A 22,432-nucleotide genomic window follows, 5' to 3' on the forward strand; every position below is an offset into this window, starting at 1 on the left:
GCGTGCTCGACACCGCCATCGCTCGACTCGGACTCGGACCGATCGCGGTCGTCACGGGCGCGGGCATCTCGACCGACTCGGGCATCCCCGACTACCGCGGCGCCGGCGCGCCGCCGCGCAACCCCATGCAGCTCGACCGCTTCCTCGCCTCCGAGCACGCCCGCCGTCGCTACTGGGCCGGCAGCCATCTCGGCTGGCGCGCGTTCTCGACGACGCAGCCGAACGAGGGCCACCGCGCCATCGCTCGCATGGAGGCCGCGGGGCTGCTGACGGCGGTGATCACGCAGAACGTCGACGACCTCCACGAGAAGGCGGGCAGCCGCGACGTCGTGCACCTGCACGGCGCGAACGCGACCGTCACGTGCCTGCAGTGCGGCTCGCGCTTCCCGCGTCAGGTCGTCGCCGATCGCATCGCCGAGCAGAACCCGTGGATCACGGTCCCCGAGCGGGTGCGCATGAATCCCGACGGCGACGTGTCGCTCGAGGGCGACCAGGACTTCGTGGTACCGGTCTGCTTCGTGTGCGGCGGCATGCTGAAGCCCGACGTCGTCTTCTTCGGCGAGCTCGTGCCGAGCCACGTGTTCCACGAGGCCGACATGGCGGTGCGCGCGGCGTCGGTCGTGCTCGTCGCCGGCTCGTCGCTCGTCGTGAACACGGCGGTGCGGCTGCTCGAGATCGCCAGGCGCCGCGACGTGCCGATCGTCATCGTGAACCGCGGGCCGACGAAGTGGGACAACCGGGCGAGCGTGCGCATCGACGCCGGCACGTCCGAGACGCTGACGGCGATCGCCGACGCGCTCGCGCCCGCCCCGCACGCCGCCTGAGGCTCAGCGGTCGCGGCGCGCCGCGACGGTCGCGGCGAGCGCCGCGTGCAGCGCGTCGGCCGACGCGTCCCACGAGAACCTCGCGGCCTGCGTGCGCGAGGCCGCCGAGCGGGCGGCCCACTCGCCCTCGAGCCGCAGCACGGCATCCGCGAAGCCCTGCGCGTCGCCGACGGGGGCGTAGGCGCCCGCGTCGCCCGCGACCTCTCGGAAGATGGGGATGTCGGAGACGACGACGGGCACGCCGAGCGCCATGGACTCCAGCAGCGGGATGCCGAAGCCCTCGTCGTGGCTCGCGTGCACGAGCGCCGTCGCCGAGCGCAGCATGTCGGCGTACTCGGCGTCCGTGACGCCGTCGTGCACGACGATGCGCGCCGTCGGCGCGAGCTCGCGGAGCCGAGCCTCCTCGCCCGCCGGCATCCGCGAGAGCAGGTGCAGCTCGTGGTCCGGCAGCAGCGCCGCCATCCGCACGAGGGTGTCGACGCCCTTGTAGGGCATGAAGGAGCCCATGTAGACGAGGCGCCTCGTGGGTGGCGCGGCGTGGGTCACGGGCTCGCCGAGCGGCTCGGCGGCGTTGCGCACGACGTGGATGGGCTTCGTCGTCAGCCGGTGCTCGCGCACGAGCGCCGCCGTCGTCTCGGAGACGACGACCGTCGCGTCGGCGCCGCGCAGCAGCAGCCGCTGCGGGCCGTACGACAGGTGGTAGAGCCGCCACAGCGCGCGCACGGGCGCCGGCAGGTCGCGCGGGGGCATGGGGTGGCGGTAGTAGATGAGGTCGTGCACCGTCGCGACGAGCGCGGTGCGGCGGCCGAGGGAGCCGATCGTCTGCATCGGCGAGTAGACGACGTCGACGTCGACGTGCCGCAGGCGCCACGTGGCGATCGGCTCGAGCGGCCCCGTCGGGCTCGGACCCAGCACGTGCGGCAGGTTCGGCAGCATCGCCAGCTGCGCCGGATCGTGCACGAGCATCGTCACGTCCGCGCGCTGCCCGAGCCGCGCCACGAGCTCGGCGGAGAAGCGCGAGATGCCGTCGTGCCGCTCGGTGCGCACGTAGCGGCAGTCGAAGAGCACCCTCATGCGGCCGGCGCCTCGGCGAGGAAGCGCCGCACGCGCGCCGCCACCTGGTCGGGCTGCTCGTAGTGCACGAGGTGGCCCGTGCCGTGCAGCACGGCGATGCGCGCGTCGCCGAAGCGCGTCGCGAGCTCGCGCTGCGCGGCGAGCGGCGTGATGTCGTCGCGATCGGCCACGACGAGCAGCACGGGCTGCGCGATGGCGGCGGCGTAGTGGCCGACGTTCGTCGAGATCGACGTCTCGAAGCCGTCGACCACCGACGCGCGCGAGGCGAAGGCGGAGAAGTAGCGGTCGTGCTGGTCGTGGATCCAGCGCCGCATCGCGCGGTCGCGCGACTTCGTCATGACGACGCTCATGCCGCGCACGACGACGGGGCTCGCGAGCATCGCGTGCCCGACGCGCTCGGGCGCTGCGGCGGCGGCGCGGTACCACCCGAGCGTGAACCGCGACAGCAGCCGCTGCGGACCCTCGAGCGCGGGCTGGGCGATGGGGTTCACGAGCACGATGCGCTCGGCGTCGAGGCCATGTGCAGCCGCCGCCGCGACGACGATCGAGCCGAAGGAGTGACCGAGCACGGGCGCACCCGGCGCGTGCGCGGCGACGAAGGCGACGAGCCACGACGCGTACGTCGCGATGCCGGCGTCGCCTGCGGCGTCGCTCTCGCCGAAGCCCGGCAGGTCGGGCACGAGCACGTGCCGTCCGACGAGGTGCGCGGCGATCGTCTCGAGCCCGTGGTGGTCGCCGCGGTAGCCGTGCACGAGCACGATGGGCGGATCGGCCGGGTCGCCGTAGGCGAACCAGACGGTGCGGATGCCGTCGACCACGCCCGTCTCGCGTGCGACGGGCGTCGCATCCAGCAGCTCCTGGAACGGCGAGTCGACCATGCATCCGAGCCTACGGGGCGCGCCTCGCGACTCGTGTCGGCGGCCGCGGCTACCGTGACGATCGTGATCGAGATCCAGAGCCCGCGGCCGGGTGACTCGGGAGCGATCGACGACCTCGTGGCACAGGCGCTCGCGCTCGAGCCCGCCGTGCAGGAGGTCGCCGCGCCCAGACCCGCCGACGCCGAGCAGCCCCGCCCCGCGTCGACCACCGACGAGCCGACCGCGGCCGTCGCCGCCGGCCACGCCCTGCAGGAGCGCGGGTGGGCCTCGCGCCTGGCGGTCTTCGACCTCGAGACGACGGGCGTCGACACCTCCACGGCCCGCATCGTCACCGCGTTCCTCGGCGTGCTCGACGAGCGCGGCGAGCTCGTCGAGCAGCACGCATGGCTCGCGGATCCCGGCATCGAGATCCCCCAGGGCGCAGCCGCCATCCACGGCATCACCACCGAGCGCGCGCGTGCCGAGGGACAGCCCGCGCGCGACGTCGTCGCCGCGATCGTCGCGGAGCTGTCGAACCTGCTGCGCGCAGGCACGCCCGTCGTCGCCTACAACGCCGCCTACGACCTCACGGTGCTGCACCACGAGGCGCTGCGGCACGGCATCGCGCCCGTCGAGTCGCCCGCTCCCGTGATCGACCCGCTCGTGCTCGACAAGCAGGTCGACCGCTACCGCAAGGGCAAGCGAACCCTCGGCGTCACGTGCGCGCACTACGGCATCGAGCTCGACGGCTGGCACGAGGCCTCCGCCGACGCCATCGCCGCCGGTCGCCTCGCGCAGGCGATGCACGAGCTGTTCCCCCAGCTGCAGGTGCCTGCCGACGAGCTGCACGCCTCCACGATCGACTGGGCGACGCAGCAGGCCGAGTCGTTCGCGCGCTACATGCAGCGCCGCGACCCCGCGTTCGCGGCCGACCGCGGCTGGCCCATCCGCGAGCCGCGACGGGCGTGACTGACCTGCGGTCGACCGACCTCGACGGCCTCGTCGCGCGCGTCGAGGCGCTCGCGGAGGCGGTCGACCATCCCGTCGTCGTCGGCATCTCGGGGGTCGGTGGTGCGGGCAAGTCGACGCTCGCTCGCGCCCTCGTGGCGCGCGTGCCGGGCGCGGTGCGGCTGCGCGGCGACGACCTGCTCTCCCCGGTGGGCTCGCGCGAGCGCTCGAGCGACTGGGGCGCCGTGGATCGCGCGCGGCTCGTGCGCGACGTGCTCGTGCCGTTCCGCGAGCGGCGTGCGTCGACGTTCCAGCGCTGGGACTGGGCGACCGGCGAGCTGGCACCGCCCGCGCCGGCGCCGACCGGGCGCGTCCTCGTCGTCGACCTCGTCGGCCTCCTGCATCCCGACGTGCTGCCCGCGCTCGACCTGTCCGTCTGGTGCGACGTCGATCCGTTCGTCGCGACGACGCGCGGCATCGCCCGCGATCGTGCGGCGGGCGACGACCACGACGCGCTCTGGCACGAGGTGTGGGCACCGAACGACGCCGACTTCGTCAGCCGGTTCCGGCCGCGCGACGTCGCCGACGTGCTCGTCGACACGTCGTAGCGAGCGGCCGATCATGCGACGAGGGCGGGCACCCGTGCGGGTGCCCGCCCTCGTGGCGTCAGGGGATGGCGATCAGGCGCCGAAGCCCTTGAAGCGCTTGTTGAACTTCTCGACGCGACCGGCCGAGTCCATGATGCGCTGCTTGCCCGTGTAGAAGGGGTGCGAGGCGCTCGAGATCTCGACGTCGATGACCGGGTACTCGACGCCGTCGAGCTCGATCGTCTTGTCGGACGTCGTCGTCGAACGCGTGAGGAACGTCTCGCCCGACGCGAGGTCGCGGAAGACGATGTCGCGGTACTCGGGGTGGATGCCGGTCTTCATGGTGGAACCTTCGGGATCTGGATGGAAGTCGTCGGTGCGATCCGCACCAGCGTCCGACTCTACCAGAGTCGACGCCGTCGGGGAGGCCGTCCTCGGCGCGTCGAGCGTCGGCTCCGGCGGGTCAGGCGGCGCGCGCCGTGTAGCGCTCGCCGTCGCGCGCGACGCGCAGCGGCGTGCCGAACGCGGTCGTGAGCGCGGCATCCGTCAGCACCTCGCTGATCGGCCCTGCAGCCGACACGCGACCATCCGCCAGCAGGAGCACGTGGGTGAAGCCCGGCGGGATCTCCTCGACGTGGTGCGTCACCATGACGAGGCCGGGCGCGAGCGGGCTCGCGGCGTACTCGGCGAGCGAGCGCAGCAGGCCCTCGCGCGCGCCGAGGTCGAGGCTGCCGGCGGGCTCGTCGAGCAGCATGAGCTCGGGGTCGGTCATGACGGCGCGGGCGATCTGCACGCGCTTCTGCTCCCCGTCGCTCAGCGTGCCGTAGGCGCGCTTCGACAGGCGCGACAGCTCCCAGTCCTCCATGACGAGCGCGGCGCGGTCGAGGTCGACCGACTCGTAGCGCTCGTTCCACCGGCCAGTGACGGCGTACGCGGCGGTGAGCACCGCGTTGCCGACGGTCTCGTGCGGCGGGATGCGACGGCCCAGGCTCGTCGCGGCCATGCCGATGCGCGTGCGCAGCTCGAAGACGTCGACGCGGCCGAGCCGCTCGCCGAGCACCTCGACGGTGCCAGAGCTCGGGTGCATCGACGCCGACGCGAGGGCGAGGATCGTCGACTTGCCCGCGCCGTTGGGCCCGAGGATCACCCAGCGCTCGCTCGAGTCGACGCTCCAGCGCACCGAGTCGAGGATGCGGTTGCCGTTCCGGACGACGCTGACGTCGTCGAGGTCGAGGACACGCGTCATGCCCTCGACCCTATCCGCGCCGCTCGACGACGCCCGCCAACGGACCCGCGCGCCGCGTCAGCGCGAGCGCTCGGCGACGACCGTCTCATACAGCGCGCGCGTCTCGTCGGCGATGCGGCCCCAGTCGAAGCGCTCGGCGGCCCGTGCGCGCCCGGCCTCGCCCATGCGTCGCGCCGCCTCCGGGTCGGCGACGACGCGCGTGAGCGCCTCGGCGAGGTCGGCGACGAACCGGTCGGGGTCGGTGGGGGTGCCCGTGCCGTCCTGCACCTGGTCGATGGGCACGAGCACGCCCGTGACGCCGTCGTCGATGACCTCGGGGATGCCGCCCGTCGCCGAGCCGACGACGGCGGCGCCGCACGCCATGGCCTCGAGGTTCACGATGCCGAGCGGCTCGTACACGCTCGGGCACACGAAGGTCGTCGCGTGGCTCAGCACGACGAGCATGTCGGCGCGCGGCAGCTGCTCGTCGATCCATACGACGCCGTCGCGCGTCGCGCGCAGCTCGTCGACGAGGCCGCGCACCTCGGCGAGGATCTCCGGGGTGTCGGGCGCGCCGGCGCACAGCACGAGCTGCACCTCCTCCGGCAGCGAGCGCGCGGCGCGCAGCAGGTACGGCAGGCCCTTCTGGCGCGTGATGCGACCGACGAACACGACGGCGGGGCGGTCCGGGTCGATCCCGAGCTCGCGCGCCCGATCCGGGTCCTCCACGCGGTGCCAGGCGTCGAGGTCGATGCCGTTCGTGATCGTGACGACGCGCGCGGGGTCGAGGGTCGGATACGAGCGCAGGATGTCGGCGCGCATGCCGTCGGAGACGGCGATGACCCGGTCGGCGGCCTCGTAGGCGCGTCGCTCGACGTCGCTCGAGATGCGGTAGCCGCCGCCGAGCTGCTCGGCCTTCCACGGACGCAGCGGCTCGAGCGAGTGCGCCGTCACGACGTGCGGGATGCCATGCAGCTCCTGCGCGAGCCTGCCCGCCTCGTTGGCGTACCAGGTGTGCGAGTGGACGACGTCGGCGCCGGCCACGGCGTCCGCGATCTGCAGGTCGACGCTCAGCGTCTGCAGCGCCGCGTTCGCCTCGGCGAGCTCGGCGGGCACGTCGTAGGCCGTCACGTCGGCCTCGCCGCGCGGAGCGCCGAAGCAGCGGACCTGCACCTCGGTGTCGCGACGCAGCGCCTTCACGAGCTCGGTGACGTGCACGCCCGCGCCCCCGTAGATCGCCGGCGGGTACTCCTTGGTCACGACATCGACGCGCATCCCGTCAGCGTACGCGGCCCGTACCGCACCCGCGACGGCCCTGCCATCCGCAGGATGCGCCCGGTAGGTTCGTGTCATGGACAAGAAGGTCTTCGGGATCGTCCTCGCCGGTGGCGAGGGGAAGCGGCTCATGCCCCTCACCGTGGACCGGGCGAAGCCCGCGGTGCCGTTCGGCGGCACGTATCGGCTCATCGACTTCGCGCTGTCGAACCTCGTGAACTCGGGAATGCGCCAGATCGTCGTGCTCACGCAGTACAAGTCGCACTCGCTGGATCGCCACATCTCGCAGATGTGGCGCATGGCGCCGCAGCTCGGCTCCTACGTCGCGTCCGTGCCCGCGCAGCAGCGGCTCGGCAAGCGCTGGTTCCAGGGGTCGGCCGACGCCATCCTCCAGTCCCTCAACCTCATCAAGGACGAGAAGCCCGACATCGTCGTCGTGGTCGGCGCCGACCACGTCTACCGCATGGACTTCCGCGACATGATCGAGGCGCACGTCGCGTCCGGCGCGCGCATGACGGTCGCCGGCATCCGCCAGCCGATCGCGCTCGCCGACCAGTTCGGGATCATCGAGGAGTCGGCGGACGGCTCGGGGCGCATCGACGCGTTCCGCGAGAAGCCGAGCGACCCGAAGCCGCTCAACGACTCCCCCGACGAGGTGCTCGCCTCGATGGGCAACTACGTGTTCGACGCCGACGCGCTCGTCGAGGCGGTGCGCGAGGACGGCGACCTCGAGGACTCCAACCACGACATGGGCGGCGACATCGTGCCGTACTTCGTCGAGCGCGGCGAGGCGTACTTCTACGACCTCGCGTCGAACACCGTGCCCGGCATGACCGATCGCGACAAGTACTACTGGCGCGACGTCGGCACGATCGAGTCGTTCTTCGACGCGCACATGGACCTCATCGCGGCGCTGCCGATCTTCAACCTCTACAACCGTCGCTGGCCGATCTACTCCGCGCAGTACAACGAGCCGCCGGCGAAGTTCACGCGGGACGAGCAGGGGCGCCCGGCCGAGGTCGTGGAGTCCATCGTGTCGTCCGGCTCCGTCATCCAGGGCGCGTCGGTCGTGCGCAGCGTGCTCGCGCCGTGGAACCGCGTCGACTCGGGTGCGTCGGTGTCGGACGCCGTGCTGTTCGACCAGGTGCACATCGGCGCGGGCGCCGTCGTGCGTCGCGCGATCCTCGACAAGGAGGTCGTCGTCGGGCCGGGCGTGCAGATCGGCGTGGACCACGACCACGACCGCGCACGCGGCTTCGCCGTGTCGGACACGGGCATCGTCACCGTGCCGAAGGGCGAGCAGGTGCTCGCGTGAGGCGAGTCGTCGTCACCGACGTCGACTCCACCCTCATCCGCGACGAGGTCATCGAGCTGATCGCGGACGCCGTCGGACCGGACGCGCGTCGGCACGTCGAGGCGGTGACGACGCGGGCGATGCTCGGCGAGCTCGACTTCGCCGCGTCGCTCGTCGAGCGCGTGCGCATGCTCGAGGGCGTGCCGGCGACGGTGCTGGACGACGTGGCGCGCTCGGTGACCGTGACGGACGGGGTCGTCGAGCTCGTGGAGGCGGTGCACGCGTCCGGTGGCATCGTCGGCGCCGTGTCCGGCGGCTTCCACGAGGTGCTCGACCCGCTCGCCGAGCGGCTCGGGCTCGACCGCACGCTCGCGAACCGGCTCGAGGTCGACCGCGGGCACCTCACGGGCCGCACGGTGGGGCCGATCGTCGACGCGGCGGCGAAGCGCGAGGCGCTGCACCGCTGGGCCGAGGAGCACGGCGTGCCGCTGACCGCGACCGTCGCGATCGGCGACGGCGCGAACGACCTGCTCATGCTCGAGGATGCGGGCATCGGCGTCGCGTTCTGCGCGAAGCCCGTGGTGCGCGAGCGCGTCGCGGTGCACGTCGACGAGCCGGACTTCCGTCGCGTGCTCGCGCTGCTCGAGCCCTCGACGCAGCCAGCCCCGTAGCCGGCGCGTCCGACCGTCGGCGAGGCCCACCGGATCACGTCGAGGCCCTCCGGATCACGTCGAGGGCGCGCGTCGGCCGCTCGTCAGAAGCGATGGCATCTCCGATCTTGGTGGTCCCACAAGCTGGTCGAGGAGGCCCCGAGCCCCTGGGCGAGGAGCCGTCACGAGACCACGCGACCCACCCGCTCAACGCGACCACCCGCATGACCGGGCGGGTGCGGCGGTCGCGTGGTCTCGTGACGCGTGCTCGCTCTCGCTCGCGCGCTCCTCGACCAGCTGCGGGTGGGCGGCGTCCCCATCGTGGGTGGTTCCCCCAGCAGCTGGTCGAGGAGGCCCCGAGCCCTTGGGCGAGGAGCCGTCACGAGACCCCGCGACCCGCCCGCCCGACGCGACCACGCGCATGGCTGCGCAGGAGCGTCCCCCACCGCTCCTTGAGGTGCGAGCGCAGCGAGCCTCGAAAGGAGCACCCGACCCGGCCTACCCAACCCTGGGGGCCGACTCGAGCAGCCTGCCCACCCGCTCCTTGAGGTGCGAGCGCAGCGAGCCTCGAAAGGAGCACCGACCCTCCCGAACCGGCCATCCGCGCCGGGGGTTCCGTGTCGGTGGTCGCTGGCAGAGTCGGGTCATGGCGCAGGAGATCGACGGCACGGCACCGGGTCCCGACCCTGCCGCGCTGGCCGCGATCGAGGCGAACGCCCTCTCCCAGCTCGCCGCGCTCCGCTCCGGCAGGCAGGCGCTCGAAGCCTACGAGCTGCGGCTCCTCGCCTCGCTTGGGCACCTCGCCATGGAGCGTGCCGGGGGTGCCTCGAGCGAGCGGTCGACGATGGAGGTGCGAGCCATCGCCGCCGAGATCGGCGTCCACGCACGCGTCTCCGATCGCACGATCGAGCGGCAGATCGGCGACGCGATGCACCTGGTCGAAACGTGGCCGCTCGTGCTCGACGCGTTCGCCGACGGCCGCATCGGACGCGGCCACGTCCGCGCGATCACCGAGGCCGGCTCCGTCCTCGCATCCACCGACGTCACCGCGGAGCAGCGCGCCGCCTACGAGGAGCGCATGGTCGCCCTCGCCGAGACGACCACGCCCGCCCGAGTCGCGAAGGCCGCACGGAAGGCAGCGGACGCGCAACTGGCCGAGCCGCTCGTCGACCGCCACCGCGCCGCCCGCGACGACAGACGCGTGACCATCGAACCCGCCGACGACGGGATGGCGTGGATCGGCGCCTACGTCCCCGCGATCCTCGCGCACGGCATCGACCACCGCCTCCGCGCCGGCGCCCGCACCAAGCCCAAGGACGACCCGCGCACCATCGACCAATGGCGCGCCGACGCATTCTGCGAGCTCCTCCTCACCGGCACCGGCGCACCGTCCATCGAGCGCACGGCGGGCAGCGGAGGACTCGAGCACGGCGGCGCCGGGGTCGCGCGTGCTGGTCTGCTCTCGACGATCCGCCCGGTCGTGCAGGTCACGATCCCCGTCACCACCCTGACCGGGCACGACGACGCACCCGCCAGCCTCGACGGCGACCAGCCCATCGACGCGGAGACCGCCCGCATCCTCGCCGGCGTCGCCGCGACCTGGGAGCGGCTGCTCACCGACCCCATCCGCGGCACCGTGCTCGAGGTCGACACCTACCAGCCCACCGCCGCCCAACGCCGGCTGCTCATCGCCCGCGACCAGCACTGCCGATTCCCCGGCTGCGCCGCCCACGCCCACACCGCCGACCTCGACCACACCATCGCCTGGGACCACGACGGCACCACGGCACTGGGCAACCTCGCCCACCTCTGCCGACGCCACCACACCCTCAAGCACGCCTCCGCCTGGACCGTCCACCAACCCCGACCCGGCGAGCTGCACTGGCGATCACCAGCCGGCCGCACCTACCTCGACCGACCACCACCCACCGGACCCACCTTCACCGACGCATCCGAGTCGACCGCGGCCATCGCAGCCGACGACGCATGGGGACCACCGACCTCCGCCACGGACGCCGACACCACCTTCTAGCCGCCAGCGCGGCGCCGCACGACACGTTGCGGACGACGTGCGGACCTGACGCGCACGCCGTGCGGCGCCGAGGGGTGTCGTCCTGACGGTGCCGAGCGACTGTGCGGTGATGCGCAGCAGCCGTCACCGCGCGCCGGCGTCCTCAGCCCTCGCGACGCCATCCGCGCAGCACGAGCCGCAGGAGGATGCCGACGACGAGCGCCCAGAAGGCGGCGCTGACGCCGGCGATGGCGATGCCGGACGCGGCGACGGCGAATGCCGCGACGGCGGGGATGCGGTCGGCGGCGTCCTCGAGCGCAGCGTGGAGCGACGACGCGAGCGTTCCGAGCAGTGCGAGGCCAGCGACGGCGGCGACGACGCCCGCGGGTGCGAGCCCCACGAGGGTGGCGAGGGCGCTGGAGCCGATGCCGAGGCCGACGAGCAGCGTGCCCGACGACACGGACGCGAGCCACCGCCGCGAGCGGTCCTCCCCCGCGTCCGGTCCGGCTGCGAGGGCGGCCGAGATGGCGGCGAGGTTGATGGCATGACCGCCGATCGGCGCCGCGACCATCGTGCCGACGCCGGTGACGAGCATCGAGCGACGCCACGGCACCTCGAACCCGAGCCCGCGCATCACGGCGACGCCCGGCACGTTCTGCGATGCCATCGTCACGAGGAAGAGCGGCACCGCGATCCCGACGACGCCGGCGAGCGTGAACGCCGGTGCCGTGATCGCGACGTGCGGTGCGAGCTCGGCGGCCGCGGGAGCGGCGCCCGATGCGACGAGGTGGATCCCGATGACGACCGCCGCCGCGACGAACGCGAGCGGAGCCGCGAACCGCGGCGCGAGCCGCAGCGCGACGATCCACACGACGACGACGGGCGCGACGGCCAGCGGATTGGCCGCGAGCCCCGTGACGATGCCGAGGCACAGCTGCAGCAGCACGCCCGCGAGCATCGCCTGCGCGATCGACGTCGGGATCGCCGCGATCGCGCGCCCGAGCCATGGCACGAGCCCCGTGAGCACGACGAGCGCGCCGGCGACGAGGAAGGCCCCGACCGCGGCGGGCCAGCCGCCGTCGACGACGCCCGTCGACACGAGCAGGGCGGCCCCGGGCGTCGACCACGCCACGGTGACGGGCATGCGCGTCGAGACGGCGAGCACGATGCTCGCGATCCCCATCGCGACCGTGACGGCGAGGAGGCCCGACGCGGCCTCGTCGGCCGACGCGCCCACCGAGGCGAGCCCCTGCAGCACGACGACGAACGCCGAGGTGAAGCCGACGAGGCCCGAGACGATGCCGGCGGCGACCGGCGTGGACCAGGGGCCGCGCGGCTGGGCGGTCAGTGCCCCATCCCGAGTCCGCCGTCGACGGGGATCACGGCGCCCGACACGTATGCCGCGTCGTCGGAGGCGAGCCACGTGATGACCTTCGCGACCTCCTCGGGGCTCGCGAAGCGCCCGGCCGGGATCTGCGCCTTGTACTGCGCCTGCTGCTCGGCGGGCAGCGCATCCGTCATGTCCGTCTCGATGAAGCCGGGAGCGACGACGTTCGCCGTGATGCCGCGTGAGCCGAGCTCGCGGGTGATCGAGCGGGCGAGTCCCACGAGCCCCGCCTTCGACGCGGCGTAGTTGGCCTGCCCCGCGCCGCCGAAGAGGCCGATGACGCTCGAGACGAGGATGACGCGGCCGAACCGCGCACGCAGCATGCCCTTGGACGCGCGCTGCACGACGCGGAAGGAGCCCGTGAGGTTCGTGTCGACGACGTCGGAGAAGTCCTGCTCGCTCATGCGCATGAGCAGGGTGTCGCGCGTGATGCCGGCGTTGGCGACGACGACCTCGACGGGACCGAGCTCGGCCTCGACCTGCGTGAACGCCGCGTCGATCGAGGCGGCGTCCGTGACGTCGGCGCGCACGGTGAGCGTGCCCTCGGGGCCCTCGCCGGAGCGCGCCGTCACCGCGACGCGATGGCCGGCCTCGACGAAGGCTGCGGCGATGGCGCGGCCGATGCCGCGGTTGCCGCCGGTCACGAGCACGGTGCGGGACATGGGGGTACCTCTCGAGGGGGAAGCGCATCCGACGCCGGGGGGCAAGGGCGTCATCGACCACCCTAGCCAGGCGTACGCTTGGCGACGGGGAACCATGCAGCATCACGACGAGCCGTCCATCACCGACCTGCCGGTGTCGCCGACGGAGGATCGACGCAGGCGCACGCGGGCGTACCTGCTCATGATGGGCATCCGCCTGGTCTGCATCGTGCTGTTCATCGTCGTGCCCGACTGGTGGAAGCTCATCCCGGCGGTCGTCGCCGTCGTCATCCCGTGGATCGCCGTCGTCGTCGCCAACGCGTCGAGCCAGCTCGGCACGAAGACCGATCGTGTGACGCGCAGGCAGATCGAGTCGTGAGCATCTTCGACCTCGGCCGCGACGGCGAGGCGTCGGCGACGTGCTCGTCGGCCGGCTGCCGTGCCGCGGCCGCGTGGACGATCGCATGGCGCAACCCGCGCATCCATGACGCCTCCCGCGTCAAGGAGTGGGCGGCGTGCGACGAGCACCGCGAGCACCTGCGCGCCTGGCTCGAGAGCCGGGACATGCCGGTGACGGTCGCACCCTTCGGCACGCGCGTGGAGCGGGTCGGCTGATGCTCGCCCTGCTGCGCACGCGTCGCTGGCTCGGCTACCTCGCGCTCGTCGTGCTGTTCGCGACGGTCTGCGTCGCGCTCGGCACCTGGCAGTGGCATCGGCGCGAGGAGGCGCTCGCCGCCATCGCGAGGCTCGACGCCAACTACGACGAGCCGGCCGTGCCGCTCGAGGACGTGCTCGAGGAGCCGGACGACTACGAGATCGACCAGCAGTGGACGGTCGTCGAGGTCACGGGCGAGTACCTCGTCGACGAGCAGCTGCTGCTGCGCGGTCGCGTGCGCGACACCGCCGTCGGCTTCGACGTCGTCGTGCCGTTCCGCACCGACGCGGGCGCCATCCTCCTCGTCGACCGCGGATGGGTGCCGCCGGGCTCCACCTCCGCCGCACCGGATGCCGTGCCCGCGCCGCCCGAGGGCGAGGTGACGATCGTCGCGCGACTGCGCGAGGACGAGGGCGCGATCGCCGGTCGCGGCGCCCCGGAGGGGCAGATCGCCTCGGTCGACCTCGATGCGATCGCCGAGACGCACGACGAGCCCGTGTACACCGGCGCGTACGGGCTGCTCGTCACCGAGGACGGCCAGGTCGCCGACGGCGTCGCCCCGTTCGCGAGGCCCGTGCTCGACGAGGGGCCGCACCTGTCGTACACGCTGCAGTGGTTCGTCTTCGCGATCATGGGCTTCGTCGGCTTCGGCTGGGCGCTGCGGCGCGAGGCGCGCGGCGACGCGGAGCTCGACGAGCAGCCGCGCGAGCCGCGCGGGCGCAGGCGGCAGTCGGACGCCGACGTCGAGGACGCCATCCTCGACGGCGTCGAGCGCTGAGCCGGCCCCGGAACTGCGCGACGTCTGCGCGGCGCCCGGGCCGGATCAGCGCACGTCGTCGCGTGGCGCGTCGCGCGTCACCACGGGCAGCACGGTCGTCGACAGCGCCGGCACGCGCCAGCGGAAGCGCTCCGCGAGGAGTCGGAAGGCGATGACGCCCGCGCCGACGCCGACGAGCACCCACGTCGACGCGGCGCCGAGCTCGACGAGCGCGGCCGTGAGCGCAGCGCCCGACAGCGCCGGCAGAAGGTAGAGCCGCGACTCGCGGCGCATGACGGCGGGGATGTCGTTCGCGAGCACGTCGCGCAAGATGCCGCCGCCGACGCCCGTGAGCATCCCGACGATCGCGGCGCCCACGGGGCCGATGCCCGCATCCATCGCCACGATCGTGCCCTCGACGCAGAAGATGCCGAGCCCGATGGCGTCGAAGACGAGCACGGGGCGCGCCAGGTGCGCGATCCAGCGGTGCAGCGCGAACACGATCGCCGCGCCGAGCAGCGCGACCCCGACCATCCACACGTCGACGAGCACGACGGGCGTGCGGCCGACGAGCAGGTCGCGCAGCATGCCTCCGCCCGTCGCGGTCACGACGGCGAGGAAGGCCATGCCGACGACGTCCATGCGCCGCTCGGCCGCGAGCTGCGCGCCCGAGATCGCGAACGCGAGCACGCCGAGGCCGACGAGCACCGCGTGCACGATGCCGAGCCAGCCGTCGATCACGACACGACCCTAGGCGCCGCAGGCCGACGGGTCACGCGAGCTCGATGAGCTCGAGGTACTCGGGGCTCCAGTGGTCCTCGGTGCCGTCGGGCATGATGAGCACCCGCTCGGGGTGCAGCGCCTCGACGGCGCCGGGGTCGTGGCTCACGAGCACGACGGCGCCCTCGTACGAGTCGAGCGCGCCGAGGATCTGCTCGCGGCTCGCGGGATCGAGGTTGTTCGTCGGCTCGTCGAGCAGCAGCACGTTCGCCGACGAGACGACGAGCGTCGCGAGGCTCAGGCGCGTCTTCTCGCCGCCGGAGAGCACGCGGGCGGGCTTGTGCACGTCGTCGCCGGTGAAGAGGAACGAGCCGAGCACCCGCCGCGCCTCGGTCTCGGTGATGTCGGGCGCCGCCGACACCATGTTCTGCAGCACCGTGCGGTCGACGTCGAGGGTCTCGTGCTCCTGCGCGTAGTAGCCGATCCGGAGGCCGTGGCCGCGCTCGATCTCGCCCGTGTCCGACTCCGAGACGCCGGCGAGGATGCGCAGCAGGGTCGTCTTGCCCGCGCCGTTCAGGCCGAGCGCCACGACCTTCGTGCCGCGGTCGATCGCGAGGTCGACGGCGGAGAAGATCTCGAGCGAGCCGTACGACTTCGACAGGTCGCGTGCCTGCAGCGGCGTGCGGCCGCACGGCGCGGGCTTCGGGAACCGAAGCTTGGCGACCTTGTCGTCGGCGCGCACCTCCTCGAGGCCAGACAGCAGGCGCTCGGCGCGCTTCGCCATCTGCTTCGCGGCGACGGCCTTCGTCGCCTTGGCGCCCATCTTCGCCGCCTGCAGCTGCAGCGCACCCGCCTGCCGCTCCGCGTTGATGCGCTCGCGCTTGCGGCGCTCGGCGTCCGCCTCCCGCTGCCGCAGGTAGTGCTTCCAGCCCATGTTGTAGATGTCGATGACCTGCCGATTCGCGTCGAGGTAGAAGACGCGGTTCACGGTCTCCTCGACGAGGTCGACGTCGTGGCTGATGACGACGAGGCCACCCGCGTAGCCCTTGAGGAACTCGCGCAGCCACACGACGGAGTCGGCGTCGAGGTGGTTCGTGGGCTCGTCGAGGATCATCGTCTCGGCGCCGGAGAAGAGGATGCGCGCGAGCTCGATGCGGCGGCGCTGACCGCCGGAGAGCGTCTCGAGCGGCTGGTCGAGGATGCGCTCGGGCAGCTGCAGGTTCGAGGCGATCGCGGCGCCCTCCGCCTCGGCCGCGTAGCCGCCGAGGCCGAGGAACGTGTCCTCGAGCCGCGAGTACGCCTTCATCGCCCGCTCGCCCTCGGCGCCGCCCGCCGCCATCCGCTCGGTCGCGGCACGCATCTCCTCGAGCACCGTGCCGATGCCGCGCGCGTCGAGGATGCGCGTGCGCGCCGTCTGCCTCGGGTCGCCCGAGCGCGGATCCTGCGGGAGGTAGCCGATCTCGCCGGAGCGCTCGATGCGCCCGGAGAAGTCGTGGCCGTCGCGATCGTCGGAGACGCCGGCGAGCACCTTCGTCATCGTCGTCTTGCCCGCGCCGTTGCGGCCGACGAGGCCGATCTTGTCGCCGCGCTCGACGCGGAACGTGACGCCGGACATGAGCGTGCGCGCGCCGACGGAGAGCTCGAGGTCGGTGACGGAGATCATGGCGGTGCCCAGCGGGTCGGGAGCGGGTGGCTGCGGCCGACGGTGGCCAGCCATCCAGCATACCGAGCCGGGAGGGGACGACGATCGGCGCGGCGTGGTGCATGTCGCCGGGTGGTGCCATGCTCGTGCAGGCGAGGGCGCGTGCGCCCGTGCGGCGCGCATCCGTCCCCCACGCCACCAGCGAGGAGGATCCGACATGACCGACACGGCTCAGCCCACCCGATCCCCGTGGCCTGCGCTCTGGGCGCTCGTCATCGGGTTCTTCATGATCCTCGTCGACTCGACGATCGTGTCCGTCGCGATCCCGCACATCATGGCGGGGCTCGACGCGGGCATCAATGCGGTCATCTGGGTCACGAGCGCGTACCTGCTCGCGTACGCCGTGCCGCTGCTCGTCACCGGCAGGCTCGGCGACCGCTTCGGCCCCCGCCCGGTCTACCTCGCGGGGCTCGCGCTGTTCACCGCGGCCTCGCTCGCATGCGGTCTCGCACCGACGATCGAGGTGCTCATCGTCGCTCGCGTCGTGCAGGGGCTCGGCGCAGCCCTCATGACGCCGCAGACCATGGCCGTCATCATGCGCACGTTCGCGCCGAACGCGCGCGGTGCGGCGATGGGCCTGTGGGGCGGCGTCGCGGGCGTCGCGCTGCTCGTCGGCCCGCTGCTGGGCGGTGCCCTCGTCGACGCGCTCGGATGGGAGTGGATCTTCTTCATCAACGTGCCCGTCGGCGTCGTCGGGTTCGTGCTCGTGACGCGGCTCGTGCCGCGCCTGCCGTTGCACGCCCACTCCTTCGACTGGCTCGGCGTCGTCCTGAGCGCTGCGGGCATGTTCCTCGTCGTCTTCGGCATCCAGGAGGGCGAGACCTACGACTGGGGCACGATGCCGATCCTCGGGCTCGACGTGCCCCTCGTGGGGGTCATCGTCGCCGGCGTCGTCTTCCTGGGGGCCTTCGTCGTCTGGCAGGCGCGCAACCGGCGCGAGCCGCTCGTGCCGCTCGGCATCTTCCGCGACCGGAACTTCTCGCTCGCGAGCATCGCGATCGCGTGCGTCGGCTTCGTCGTCACGGCGATGGCGGTGCCGATCTTCCTGTACGCGCAGGGCGTCCGCGGCCTGACGCCGACGCAGTCGGCGCTCCTCCTCATCCCCACGGCCCTCGGGTCGGGCCTCCTCTCCCCCGTCGCGAGCCGATTCCTGCAGGCGCGCGACCCGCGCCTGTTCACGGCCGCCGGCATCCTCGGCATCGGCGGCGCCGTCGCCTGGTACGGGCTGTGGGTGCAGCAGCAGGTCGACGTGTGGCTCCTGCTGCTGCCCAGCGCGCTCATGGGCGTCTCGAGCGCCTTCGTGTGGGGGCCGCTCGGCATCGTCGCGACGCGCAGCCTCGACCCGCAGGTCGCGGGCGCCGGCTCCGGCGTCTACAACACGGTGCGGCAGATGGGCGCCGTCATCGGATCGGCCGCCATCGCGGCTGCCATGACGTGGCGCATCGACGCCGAGGTCGGGCCCGGCGCCGGCGAGCAGGTGTCCGGCGGCGCGTTCGCGGGCACGGTACCCGCGCAGGTCGCCGGGCCGATCGCCGGCGCGCTCGGCCAGGCGCTGCTCGTGCCCGCTGCCGTCGCAGCGCTCGGGGTCGTCGCGGCGCTGTGCTTCGCCCGACCGCGCATCGGTGCCGCGCCGGCGCTCGCGAAGGACGATGCGGCGAGCACCGCCGTCGCCGCGGCCGACTGAGCCCGGGCCTCGAGAACGCACAGCCCGACGGTGCACGCTGACTCCATGCCCGATCGCCTCGTCGACGTCCAGCACCTGCGGAAGTCCTACGGCGGCGTCGTCGCGCTCGACGACGTGAGCCTGCACATCGACGAGGGCGAGACGCTCGCCCTGCTCGGCCCCAACGGTGCGGGCAAGTCGACGACCATCGAGATCCTCGAGGGCTACCGGGTGCGCTCTGGCGGCGACGTGCGGGTGCTCGGAGAGGATCCGCAGCACGCGGGCGCCGCGTGGCGTGCGGGACTCGGCATCGTGCTGCAGTCGAGCGGCGAGGCGTCGGTCGCCACCGTGCGCGAGGAGCTGCGCGCCCTCGCAGCGCTCTACCCCCGCGCGCGGGACGTCGACGAGGTGCTCGCCGCCGTCGGCCTCGAGGAGCACGCCGGTCGCCGCATCGCGTCGCTCTCCGGCGGCCAGCAGCGTCGCGTCGACGTCGCCATGGGCATCGTGGGCAGACCGCGGCTGCTGTTCCTCGACGAGCCGACGACGGGCTTCGACGCCGAGGCGCGCCGCGAGTTCTGGTCGCTCATCCAAGGATTGCAGGACGACGGCACGACGATCCTGCTCACGACGCACTACCTCGAGGAGGCCGCGCACCTCGCCGACCGCATCGTCGTCATCGCCGAGAGCCGCGTCGTCGCCGAGGGCGCGCCCGACGCCATCGGCGGCGCAGAGGCGCGCGTGCCGATCGTGCGCTGGCGCGAGGGTGACCGCGTGCACGAGCAGCGCACGCACGAGCCCGCCGCGGTCGTCGCCGCGCTCGTCGCGCGGCTCGGCGAGCCCGAGGCGCTCGAGGTCGTGCGCCCGAGCCTCGAGGACGTCTACCTGGGCATCGTCGCAGGCGACCGGTCGGAGCTGCGAGCATGACCGCCGTGCGCCGCGATGTGCCGAGGGCCCTGTCGGTCGGCGGCGTCGCACGCACGACCCGCATCGCGCTCGGCCGCGTCGGCTACGAGGTTCGCGCGTACTTCCGCCAGCACGACCAGGTCTTCTTCACGTTCCTGTTCCCGGTGCTCCTGCTCGGCATCTTCGCCTCGGTCTTCGAGACGATGACCTTCCCGGATGGCCGAGGCGGCGAGACGGAGATCGCTGCGGCCGAGTACTACCTGCCCGCGATGCTCGCCGCGGGCATCCTGCTCTCCGGGGTGCAGAACCTCGGCGTCGACCTCGCGCTCGCGCGCACGAACGGCACCCTCAAGCGCCTGGCGGGCACGCCGATGCCGCCCGTGGCCTTCCTCATCGGCAAGCTCGGCCAGGCCTTCGTCACCGGGCTCGCGCAGGCGATCGTGCTCGTCGCCGTCGGCGTGCTCGTCTTCGGGGTCGTGCTGCCGACGAGCGTTCGCGCGTGGACGACGTTCGCGTGGGTGTTCGTGCTCGGCACCGTCACGAGCGCGCTGCTCGGCATCGCGCTCTCGCGGCTGCCGCGCACGGGTCGCAGCGCCACCGCCGTCATCATCCCGATCGTGCTCGTCGTGCAGTTCGGATCGGGCATTTTCATCCAGTTCTCGCAGCTGCCGGAGTGGATGCAGCAGGCGTCGCAGGCGCTGCCGGTGTCGTGGATGGCGCTCGGCATGCGCGCGGCGCTCCTGCCGGACTCGTACCGGACGCTCGAGGTCGGCGGGACGTGGAACCTCGAGGGCGTGGCGCTCGTGCTCGGCATCTGGTTCGTCGTCGGCCTCGTCGCCGTGCGGCTGACGTTCCGCTGGATCCGCCGCACCTGAGGGCTCAGCGGCCGTCGTCCTGCAGTCGCGGATCCGGCATCAGGGTCTCGACCGCCGGCTTGCGCCCCTGCGCGCGCCACCAGACGACGAAGCCGACGGCGGTGAAGACGCCGTAGAACACGTACATCGCGGCGGTCGCGTAGTAGCCCGCGGACACGAGCAGCGGCACCCCGACGACGTCGACCGCGATCCAGATGAGCCAGAACTCCGTCCAGCCCTTCGCCATGCCGTACGTGGCGAGCAGCGAGCCGACGAACGTCCACGCATCCGCCCACACCGGGTCGTACGAGCCCAGCGCGGTGAAGATCGGCGTGAGCGCGACCGTGCCGACGAGCAGCACGACGACGATGCCGATGCGCTCGCGCCAGCTCGCCCAGCGCGGCACGATCTGCCCGCCGCCCGAGCGCGCCTGCCGCCAGCGCACCCAGCCGTAGATGGACACTGCGATGAACATGACCTGCCTGCCCGCCTGCCCGAGCAGCGCGGGCAGCGAGTGCGCGGGATCGACGAGCGAGGCCACGAAGACGCTGAGCAGCAGGAGGTTGCCGACGATGCCCACGGGCCAGGCCCACACGCGACGCGCCATGCCGCCGAGCGCGCTCGCGAGCCCGAACACGTTGCCGAGCACCTCGCGCAGCAGCAGCGACTGGCCGCCGGGCAGCGGGATCTGCGCCGTGTAGGCGTCGACGAGCCAGGCGAGCGGATCCACGGCACCAGCGTGGCACGGCGCACCCCGCAGCGCGGCATGCGCGCGTCACGTGCCGACGCACGCGTGCGCGTGACCCTATGCTCGGTGCAACCGTCCCGACGACTGGAGCGCCCCATGACCTCGATCGCCGCCCCCGCCGTGCTCGCCGACCGTCTCGTCGCACGCCGATCCGTCGTGACCGACGTCGCGCTCGTCGGCGCAGGCGTCGCGCTGACGGCGCTCCTGGCGCAGGTCGCGATCCCGCTGTGGCCCGTGCCCGTCACGGGTCAGACGCTCGCGGTGCTGCTCGTCGGCGCGTCGCTCGGCGCGCTGCGCGGCGCCGCGTCGCTGTCGGTGTACGCGCTCCTCGGTGCCGCCGGGCTGCCGATCTTCTCGGAGCAGTCGTCCGGCCTCGCCGTGCTCGCGGGTCCGACGGGCGGGTACATCGTCGGCTTCGTGCTCGCCGCCGCGCTCACGGGATGGCTCGCCGAGCGCCGCTGGGATCGCCGATTCCTCGGCGCCGCCATCGCGATGACGGCCGGCACCGTCGTCACGTTCGCCATCGGCCTGCCGTGGCTCGCCGCCGCGACGGGCGGCTCGCTCGAGCAGGTGCTCGCCTGGGGCCTCGTGCCCTTCATCCCGGGCGGCATCGTGAAGGCGCTCATCGCCGCCGCGATCCTGCCGCTCGCGTGGAAGGGCGTGCGCGCCCTCGACGCTCGTCGCGACGCATAGCCCGAGCTCGCAGGATGGGGTCGGGGTCGGGGTCGGGGTCGGGGTCGCGGCGCGCTCGCGCGCGCCTGCTCGCCGCCGTAGCGGCGGGCGTCGTCGCGGCGCTCGTGGCGACGGGCGCCGTGCTGCTGCCGACGCTGCAGCGCGATCGTGCGTCGGCCCCCGCGCGCGACGCGAGCGGCGTGACGATCGTCGACGCCATCGCCTACGGCGCCGATCCGACGCAGCGCATCGACCTGTGCCTCCCGCGTGGCGAGGCCGGCGTCGATCGCGCGGCCATCCTGCTCGTGCACGGCGGCTCGTGGGCGCGCGGCAGCCGCACCGAGCCGCACTGGCGCGACACGTGCGCGTGGCTCGCCCGCGCCGGCTACGTCGTCGCGAACGTCGACTACCGCCTCGCACCGGCCGATCCCTTCCCGGCCGCGATCGAGGACGTCACGGCCGCCCTGACGTGGCTGCGCTCGCCCGAGACGCTCGCGACCTACGCGATCGACCCGGGCCGCATCGGCGCGTTCGGCGGGTCGGCGGGCGGCAACCTCGTCTCGCTCCTCGGCACGGCAGGAACCGGCGCGTGGGATGCGGGCGCGCGCGTCGCCGCGGTCGTGACGATGTCCGCACCCCTCGACCTCACGGGCGCGAACGTGCGCGACGACTTCGTCGAGCGGCAGCTCGCGTACCTCGGATGCGACGACCTGGACGACTGCCCGGCCGCTCCGCTCGCGAGCCCCGCGACCTTCGCCGACGCCACGGATCCGCCCTTCCTCGTCGTCCACGGCGACGACGAGATGATCCCGCTCGAGCAGGCGGAGGCCTTCGTCGCCGCGCTCGAGGACGTCGGCGCACCCGTGCGGCTCGCGGTCGTGCCCTCGGAGCGCCACTCGATCGGGCTGCTCGACGAGCCCGACGTGCGCGACGAGATCCTCGCGTTCCTCGCCGCGACGCTGGAGGAGCCGGCGCTGGGGTGACG

Annotated in this window: 24 protein-coding genes; 14 read left to right on the top strand and 10 right to left on the bottom strand. The window is 73.2% G+C overall.

The window, feature by feature from the left end; translation table 11 throughout:
- Positions 1–2: 2 nt before the first annotated feature.
- The gene (locus tag C1N71_RS07100) at positions 3–824 is read left to right on the top strand and encodes a Sir2 family NAD-dependent protein deacetylase (RefSeq protein WP_137755752.1); all 822 of its coding nucleotides are present in this window, start codon (positions 3–5) and stop codon (positions 822–824) included.
- Positions 825–827: 3 nt separating this feature from the next.
- On the opposite strand, the gene C1N71_RS07105 is transcribed toward C1N71_RS07100, so the two are convergent.
- Both C1N71_RS07105 and C1N71_RS07110 read right to left on the bottom strand, forming a co-directional pair.
- Complete coding sequence (locus C1N71_RS07105; RefSeq protein WP_137755753.1) at positions 828–1,898, bottom strand: glycosyltransferase family 4 protein; 1,071 nt, start codon at positions 1,896–1,898, stop codon at positions 828–830.
- Positions 1,895–2,776: an alpha/beta fold hydrolase gene (locus tag C1N71_RS07110; RefSeq protein ID WP_137755754.1), complete on the bottom strand. Its 882-nt coding sequence runs from the start codon at positions 2,774–2,776 to the stop codon at positions 1,895–1,897. Before C1N71_RS07110 ends, C1N71_RS07105 begins: the two co-directional genes overlap by 4 nt.
- A 63-nt stretch (positions 2,777–2,839) precedes the next feature.
- Here C1N71_RS07110 and C1N71_RS07115 point away from each other — a divergent pair, with 63 nt between their 5' ends.
- The gene (locus C1N71_RS07115; protein ID WP_368074144.1) at positions 2,840–3,724 is read left to right on the top strand and encodes a 3'-5' exonuclease; all 885 of its coding nucleotides are present in this window, start codon (positions 2,840–2,842) and stop codon (positions 3,722–3,724) included.
- A complete protein-coding gene (locus C1N71_RS07120; protein WP_254678136.1) occupies positions 3,721–4,311 on the top strand; it encodes a phosphoglycerate transporter in 591 nt (196 codons plus the stop codon). The genes C1N71_RS07115 and C1N71_RS07120 overlap by 4 nt, the downstream gene beginning before the upstream one ends.
- A 72-nt stretch (positions 4,312–4,383) precedes the next feature.
- Here the strand turns inward: C1N71_RS07120 and C1N71_RS07125 are convergent, their stop codons facing one another.
- The 3 genes from C1N71_RS07125 to glgA form a co-directional block, all read right to left on the bottom strand.
- Positions 4,384–4,632 carry a type B 50S ribosomal protein L31 gene (locus tag C1N71_RS07125; protein ID WP_137755755.1) on the bottom strand — a complete coding sequence of 83 codons (249 nt, stop codon included), beginning with the start codon at positions 4,630–4,632 and terminating at the stop codon, positions 4,384–4,386.
- A 121-nt stretch (positions 4,633–4,753) separates the two neighbouring features.
- The gene (locus tag C1N71_RS07130; RefSeq protein WP_137755756.1) at positions 4,754–5,536 is read right to left on the bottom strand and encodes an ABC transporter ATP-binding protein; all 783 of its coding nucleotides are present in this window, start codon (positions 5,534–5,536) and stop codon (positions 4,754–4,756) included.
- Between the two features lie 57 nt (positions 5,537–5,593).
- A complete protein-coding gene (glgA, locus tag C1N71_RS07135) occupies positions 5,594–6,790 on the bottom strand; it encodes a glycogen synthase (RefSeq protein WP_137755757.1) in 1,197 nt (398 codons plus the stop codon).
- A 76-nt stretch (positions 6,791–6,866) separates the two neighbouring features.
- On the opposite strand from glgA, the gene glgC reads away from it, so the two are divergent.
- The 3 genes from glgC to C1N71_RS14940 all read left to right on the top strand — a co-directional run bounded on the left by glgC (position 6,867) and on the right by C1N71_RS14940 (position 10,766).
- A complete protein-coding gene (gene glgC / locus C1N71_RS07140) occupies positions 6,867–8,105 on the top strand; it encodes a glucose-1-phosphate adenylyltransferase (protein WP_137755758.1) in 1,239 nt (412 codons plus the stop codon).
- A complete protein-coding gene (serB, locus tag C1N71_RS07145; protein ID WP_137755759.1) occupies positions 8,102–8,755 on the top strand; it encodes a phosphoserine phosphatase SerB in 654 nt (217 codons plus the stop codon). The genes glgC and serB overlap by 4 nt, the downstream gene beginning before the upstream one ends.
- Before the next feature lie 625 nt (positions 8,756–9,380).
- Positions 9,381–10,766, top strand: a complete 1,386-nt coding sequence (locus C1N71_RS14940; protein WP_175414139.1) for an HNH endonuclease signature motif containing protein — start codon at positions 9,381–9,383, stop codon at positions 10,764–10,766.
- 142 nt (positions 10,767–10,908) lie between these two features.
- Here the strand turns inward: C1N71_RS14940 and C1N71_RS07155 are convergent, their stop codons facing one another.
- Both C1N71_RS07155 and C1N71_RS07160 read right to left on the bottom strand, forming a co-directional pair.
- A complete protein-coding gene (locus C1N71_RS07155) occupies positions 10,909–12,093 on the bottom strand; it encodes a benzoate/H(+) symporter BenE family transporter (protein WP_137757251.1) in 1,185 nt (394 codons plus the stop codon).
- Positions 12,090–12,794, bottom strand: coding sequence for a beta-ketoacyl-ACP reductase (locus C1N71_RS07160; RefSeq protein ID WP_137755761.1), 705 nt, complete (start codon positions 12,792–12,794; stop codon positions 12,090–12,092). The genes C1N71_RS07155 and C1N71_RS07160 overlap by 4 nt, the downstream gene beginning before the upstream one ends.
- Before the next feature lie 94 nt (positions 12,795–12,888).
- On the opposite strand from C1N71_RS07160, the gene C1N71_RS14945 reads away from it, so the two are divergent.
- From C1N71_RS14945 to C1N71_RS07175, 3 genes are read left to right on the top strand one after another with little or no spacing between them, the layout of a single operon-like run.
- Positions 12,889–13,152 carry a DUF3099 domain-containing protein gene (locus C1N71_RS14945; RefSeq protein ID WP_175414140.1) on the top strand — a complete coding sequence of 88 codons (264 nt, stop codon included), beginning with the start codon at positions 12,889–12,891 and terminating at the stop codon, positions 13,150–13,152.
- Positions 13,149–13,388, top strand: a complete 240-nt coding sequence (locus C1N71_RS07170) for a hypothetical protein (protein ID WP_137755763.1) — start codon at positions 13,149–13,151, stop codon at positions 13,386–13,388. Before C1N71_RS14945 ends, C1N71_RS07170 begins: the two co-directional genes overlap by 4 nt.
- Positions 13,388–14,206, top strand: coding sequence for an SURF1 family cytochrome oxidase biogenesis protein (locus tag C1N71_RS07175; RefSeq protein WP_137755764.1), 819 nt, complete (start codon positions 13,388–13,390; stop codon positions 14,204–14,206). Before C1N71_RS07170 ends, C1N71_RS07175 begins: the two co-directional genes overlap by 1 nt.
- 45 nt (positions 14,207–14,251) lie before the next feature.
- On the opposite strand, the gene C1N71_RS07180 is transcribed toward C1N71_RS07175, so the two are convergent.
- Both C1N71_RS07180 and C1N71_RS07185 read right to left on the bottom strand, forming a co-directional pair.
- Positions 14,252–14,926 (bottom strand): trimeric intracellular cation channel family protein, encoded by a 675-nt coding sequence (locus C1N71_RS07180; protein WP_137755765.1) that lies wholly within the window; start codon positions 14,924–14,926, stop codon positions 14,252–14,254.
- A gap of 31 nt (positions 14,927–14,957) precedes the next feature.
- On the bottom strand, positions 14,958–16,568 hold the full coding sequence (locus C1N71_RS07185; protein ID WP_137755766.1) for an ABC-F family ATP-binding cassette domain-containing protein: 1,611 nt from the start codon (positions 16,566–16,568) through the stop codon (positions 14,958–14,960).
- Positions 16,569–16,764: 196 nt separating this feature from the next.
- Here C1N71_RS07185 and C1N71_RS07190 point away from each other — a divergent pair, with 196 nt between their 5' ends.
- From C1N71_RS07190 to C1N71_RS07200, 3 genes are read left to right on the top strand one after another with little or no spacing between them, the layout of a single operon-like run.
- The gene (locus C1N71_RS07190; protein WP_137755767.1) at positions 16,765–18,291 is read left to right on the top strand and encodes a DHA2 family efflux MFS transporter permease subunit; all 1,527 of its coding nucleotides are present in this window, start codon (positions 16,765–16,767) and stop codon (positions 18,289–18,291) included.
- 45 nt (positions 18,292–18,336) lie between these two features.
- Positions 18,337–19,194, top strand: a complete 858-nt coding sequence (locus tag C1N71_RS07195) for an ABC transporter ATP-binding protein (RefSeq protein WP_137755768.1) — start codon at positions 18,337–18,339, stop codon at positions 19,192–19,194.
- A complete protein-coding gene (locus C1N71_RS07200; RefSeq protein WP_137755769.1) occupies positions 19,191–20,048 on the top strand; it encodes an ABC transporter permease in 858 nt (285 codons plus the stop codon). The genes C1N71_RS07195 and C1N71_RS07200 overlap by 4 nt, the downstream gene beginning before the upstream one ends.
- Before the next feature lie 4 nt (positions 20,049–20,052).
- Here C1N71_RS07200 and pnuC read toward each other — a convergent pair whose 3' ends face one another.
- Positions 20,053–20,757: a nicotinamide riboside transporter PnuC gene (pnuC, locus tag C1N71_RS07205; protein WP_137755770.1), complete on the bottom strand. Its 705-nt coding sequence runs from the start codon at positions 20,755–20,757 to the stop codon at positions 20,053–20,055.
- 114 nt (positions 20,758–20,871) lie between these two features.
- On the opposite strand from pnuC, the gene C1N71_RS07210 reads away from it, so the two are divergent.
- Both C1N71_RS07210 and C1N71_RS07215 read left to right on the top strand, forming a co-directional pair.
- Positions 20,872–21,468: a biotin transporter BioY gene (locus C1N71_RS07210; RefSeq protein ID WP_137755771.1), complete on the top strand. Its 597-nt coding sequence runs from the start codon at positions 20,872–20,874 to the stop codon at positions 21,466–21,468.
- A gap of 104 nt (positions 21,469–21,572) precedes the next feature.
- A complete protein-coding gene (locus C1N71_RS07215) occupies positions 21,573–22,430 on the top strand; it encodes an alpha/beta hydrolase (protein ID WP_175414141.1) in 858 nt (285 codons plus the stop codon).
- Positions 22,431–22,432: the final 2 nt, after the last annotated feature.

Origin of the sequence: Agrococcus sp. SGAir0287, from assembly GCF_005484985.1 — a bacterium.
In the GTDB taxonomy this organism is placed as follows: Bacteria; Actinomycetota; Actinomycetes; order Actinomycetales; family Microbacteriaceae; genus Agrococcus.

Coding starts and splice junctions, on each gene's coding strand:
- C1N71_RS07105 (WP_137755753.1), bottom strand. CDS start 1,898: ATGAGGGTGCTCTTCGACTGCCGCTACGTGCGCACCGAGCGGCACGAC.
- C1N71_RS07110 (WP_137755754.1), bottom strand. CDS start 2,776: ATGGTCGACTCGCCGTTCCAGGAGCTGCTGGATGCGACGCCCGTCGCA.
- C1N71_RS07125 (WP_137755755.1), bottom strand. CDS start 4,632: ATGAAGACCGGCATCCACCCCGAGTACCGCGACATCGTCTTCCGCGAC.
- C1N71_RS07130 (WP_137755756.1), bottom strand. CDS start 5,536: ATGACGCGTGTCCTCGACCTCGACGACGTCAGCGTCGTCCGGAACGGC.
- glgA (WP_137755757.1), bottom strand. CDS start 6,790: ATGCGCGTCGATGTCGTGACCAAGGAGTACCCGCCGGCGATCTACGGG.
- glgC (WP_137755758.1), top strand. CDS start 6,867: ATGGACAAGAAGGTCTTCGGGATCGTCCTCGCCGGTGGCGAGGGGAAG.
- C1N71_RS14940 (WP_175414139.1), top strand. CDS start 9,381: ATGGCGCAGGAGATCGACGGCACGGCACCGGGTCCCGACCCTGCCGCG.
- C1N71_RS07160 (WP_137755761.1), bottom strand. CDS start 12,794: ATGTCCCGCACCGTGCTCGTGACCGGCGGCAACCGCGGCATCGGCCGC.
- C1N71_RS14945 (WP_175414140.1), top strand. CDS start 12,889: ATGCAGCATCACGACGAGCCGTCCATCACCGACCTGCCGGTGTCGCCG.
- C1N71_RS07175 (WP_137755764.1), top strand. CDS start 13,388: ATGCTCGCCCTGCTGCGCACGCGTCGCTGGCTCGGCTACCTCGCGCTC.
- C1N71_RS07185 (WP_137755766.1), bottom strand. CDS start 16,568: ATGATCTCCGTCACCGACCTCGAGCTCTCCGTCGGCGCGCGCACGCTC.
- C1N71_RS07190 (WP_137755767.1), top strand. CDS start 16,765: ATGACCGACACGGCTCAGCCCACCCGATCCCCGTGGCCTGCGCTCTGG.
- C1N71_RS07195 (WP_137755768.1), top strand. CDS start 18,337: ATGCCCGATCGCCTCGTCGACGTCCAGCACCTGCGGAAGTCCTACGGC.
- C1N71_RS07200 (WP_137755769.1), top strand. CDS start 19,191: ATGACCGCCGTGCGCCGCGATGTGCCGAGGGCCCTGTCGGTCGGCGGC.
- C1N71_RS07210 (WP_137755771.1), top strand. CDS start 20,872: ATGACCTCGATCGCCGCCCCCGCCGTGCTCGCCGACCGTCTCGTCGCA.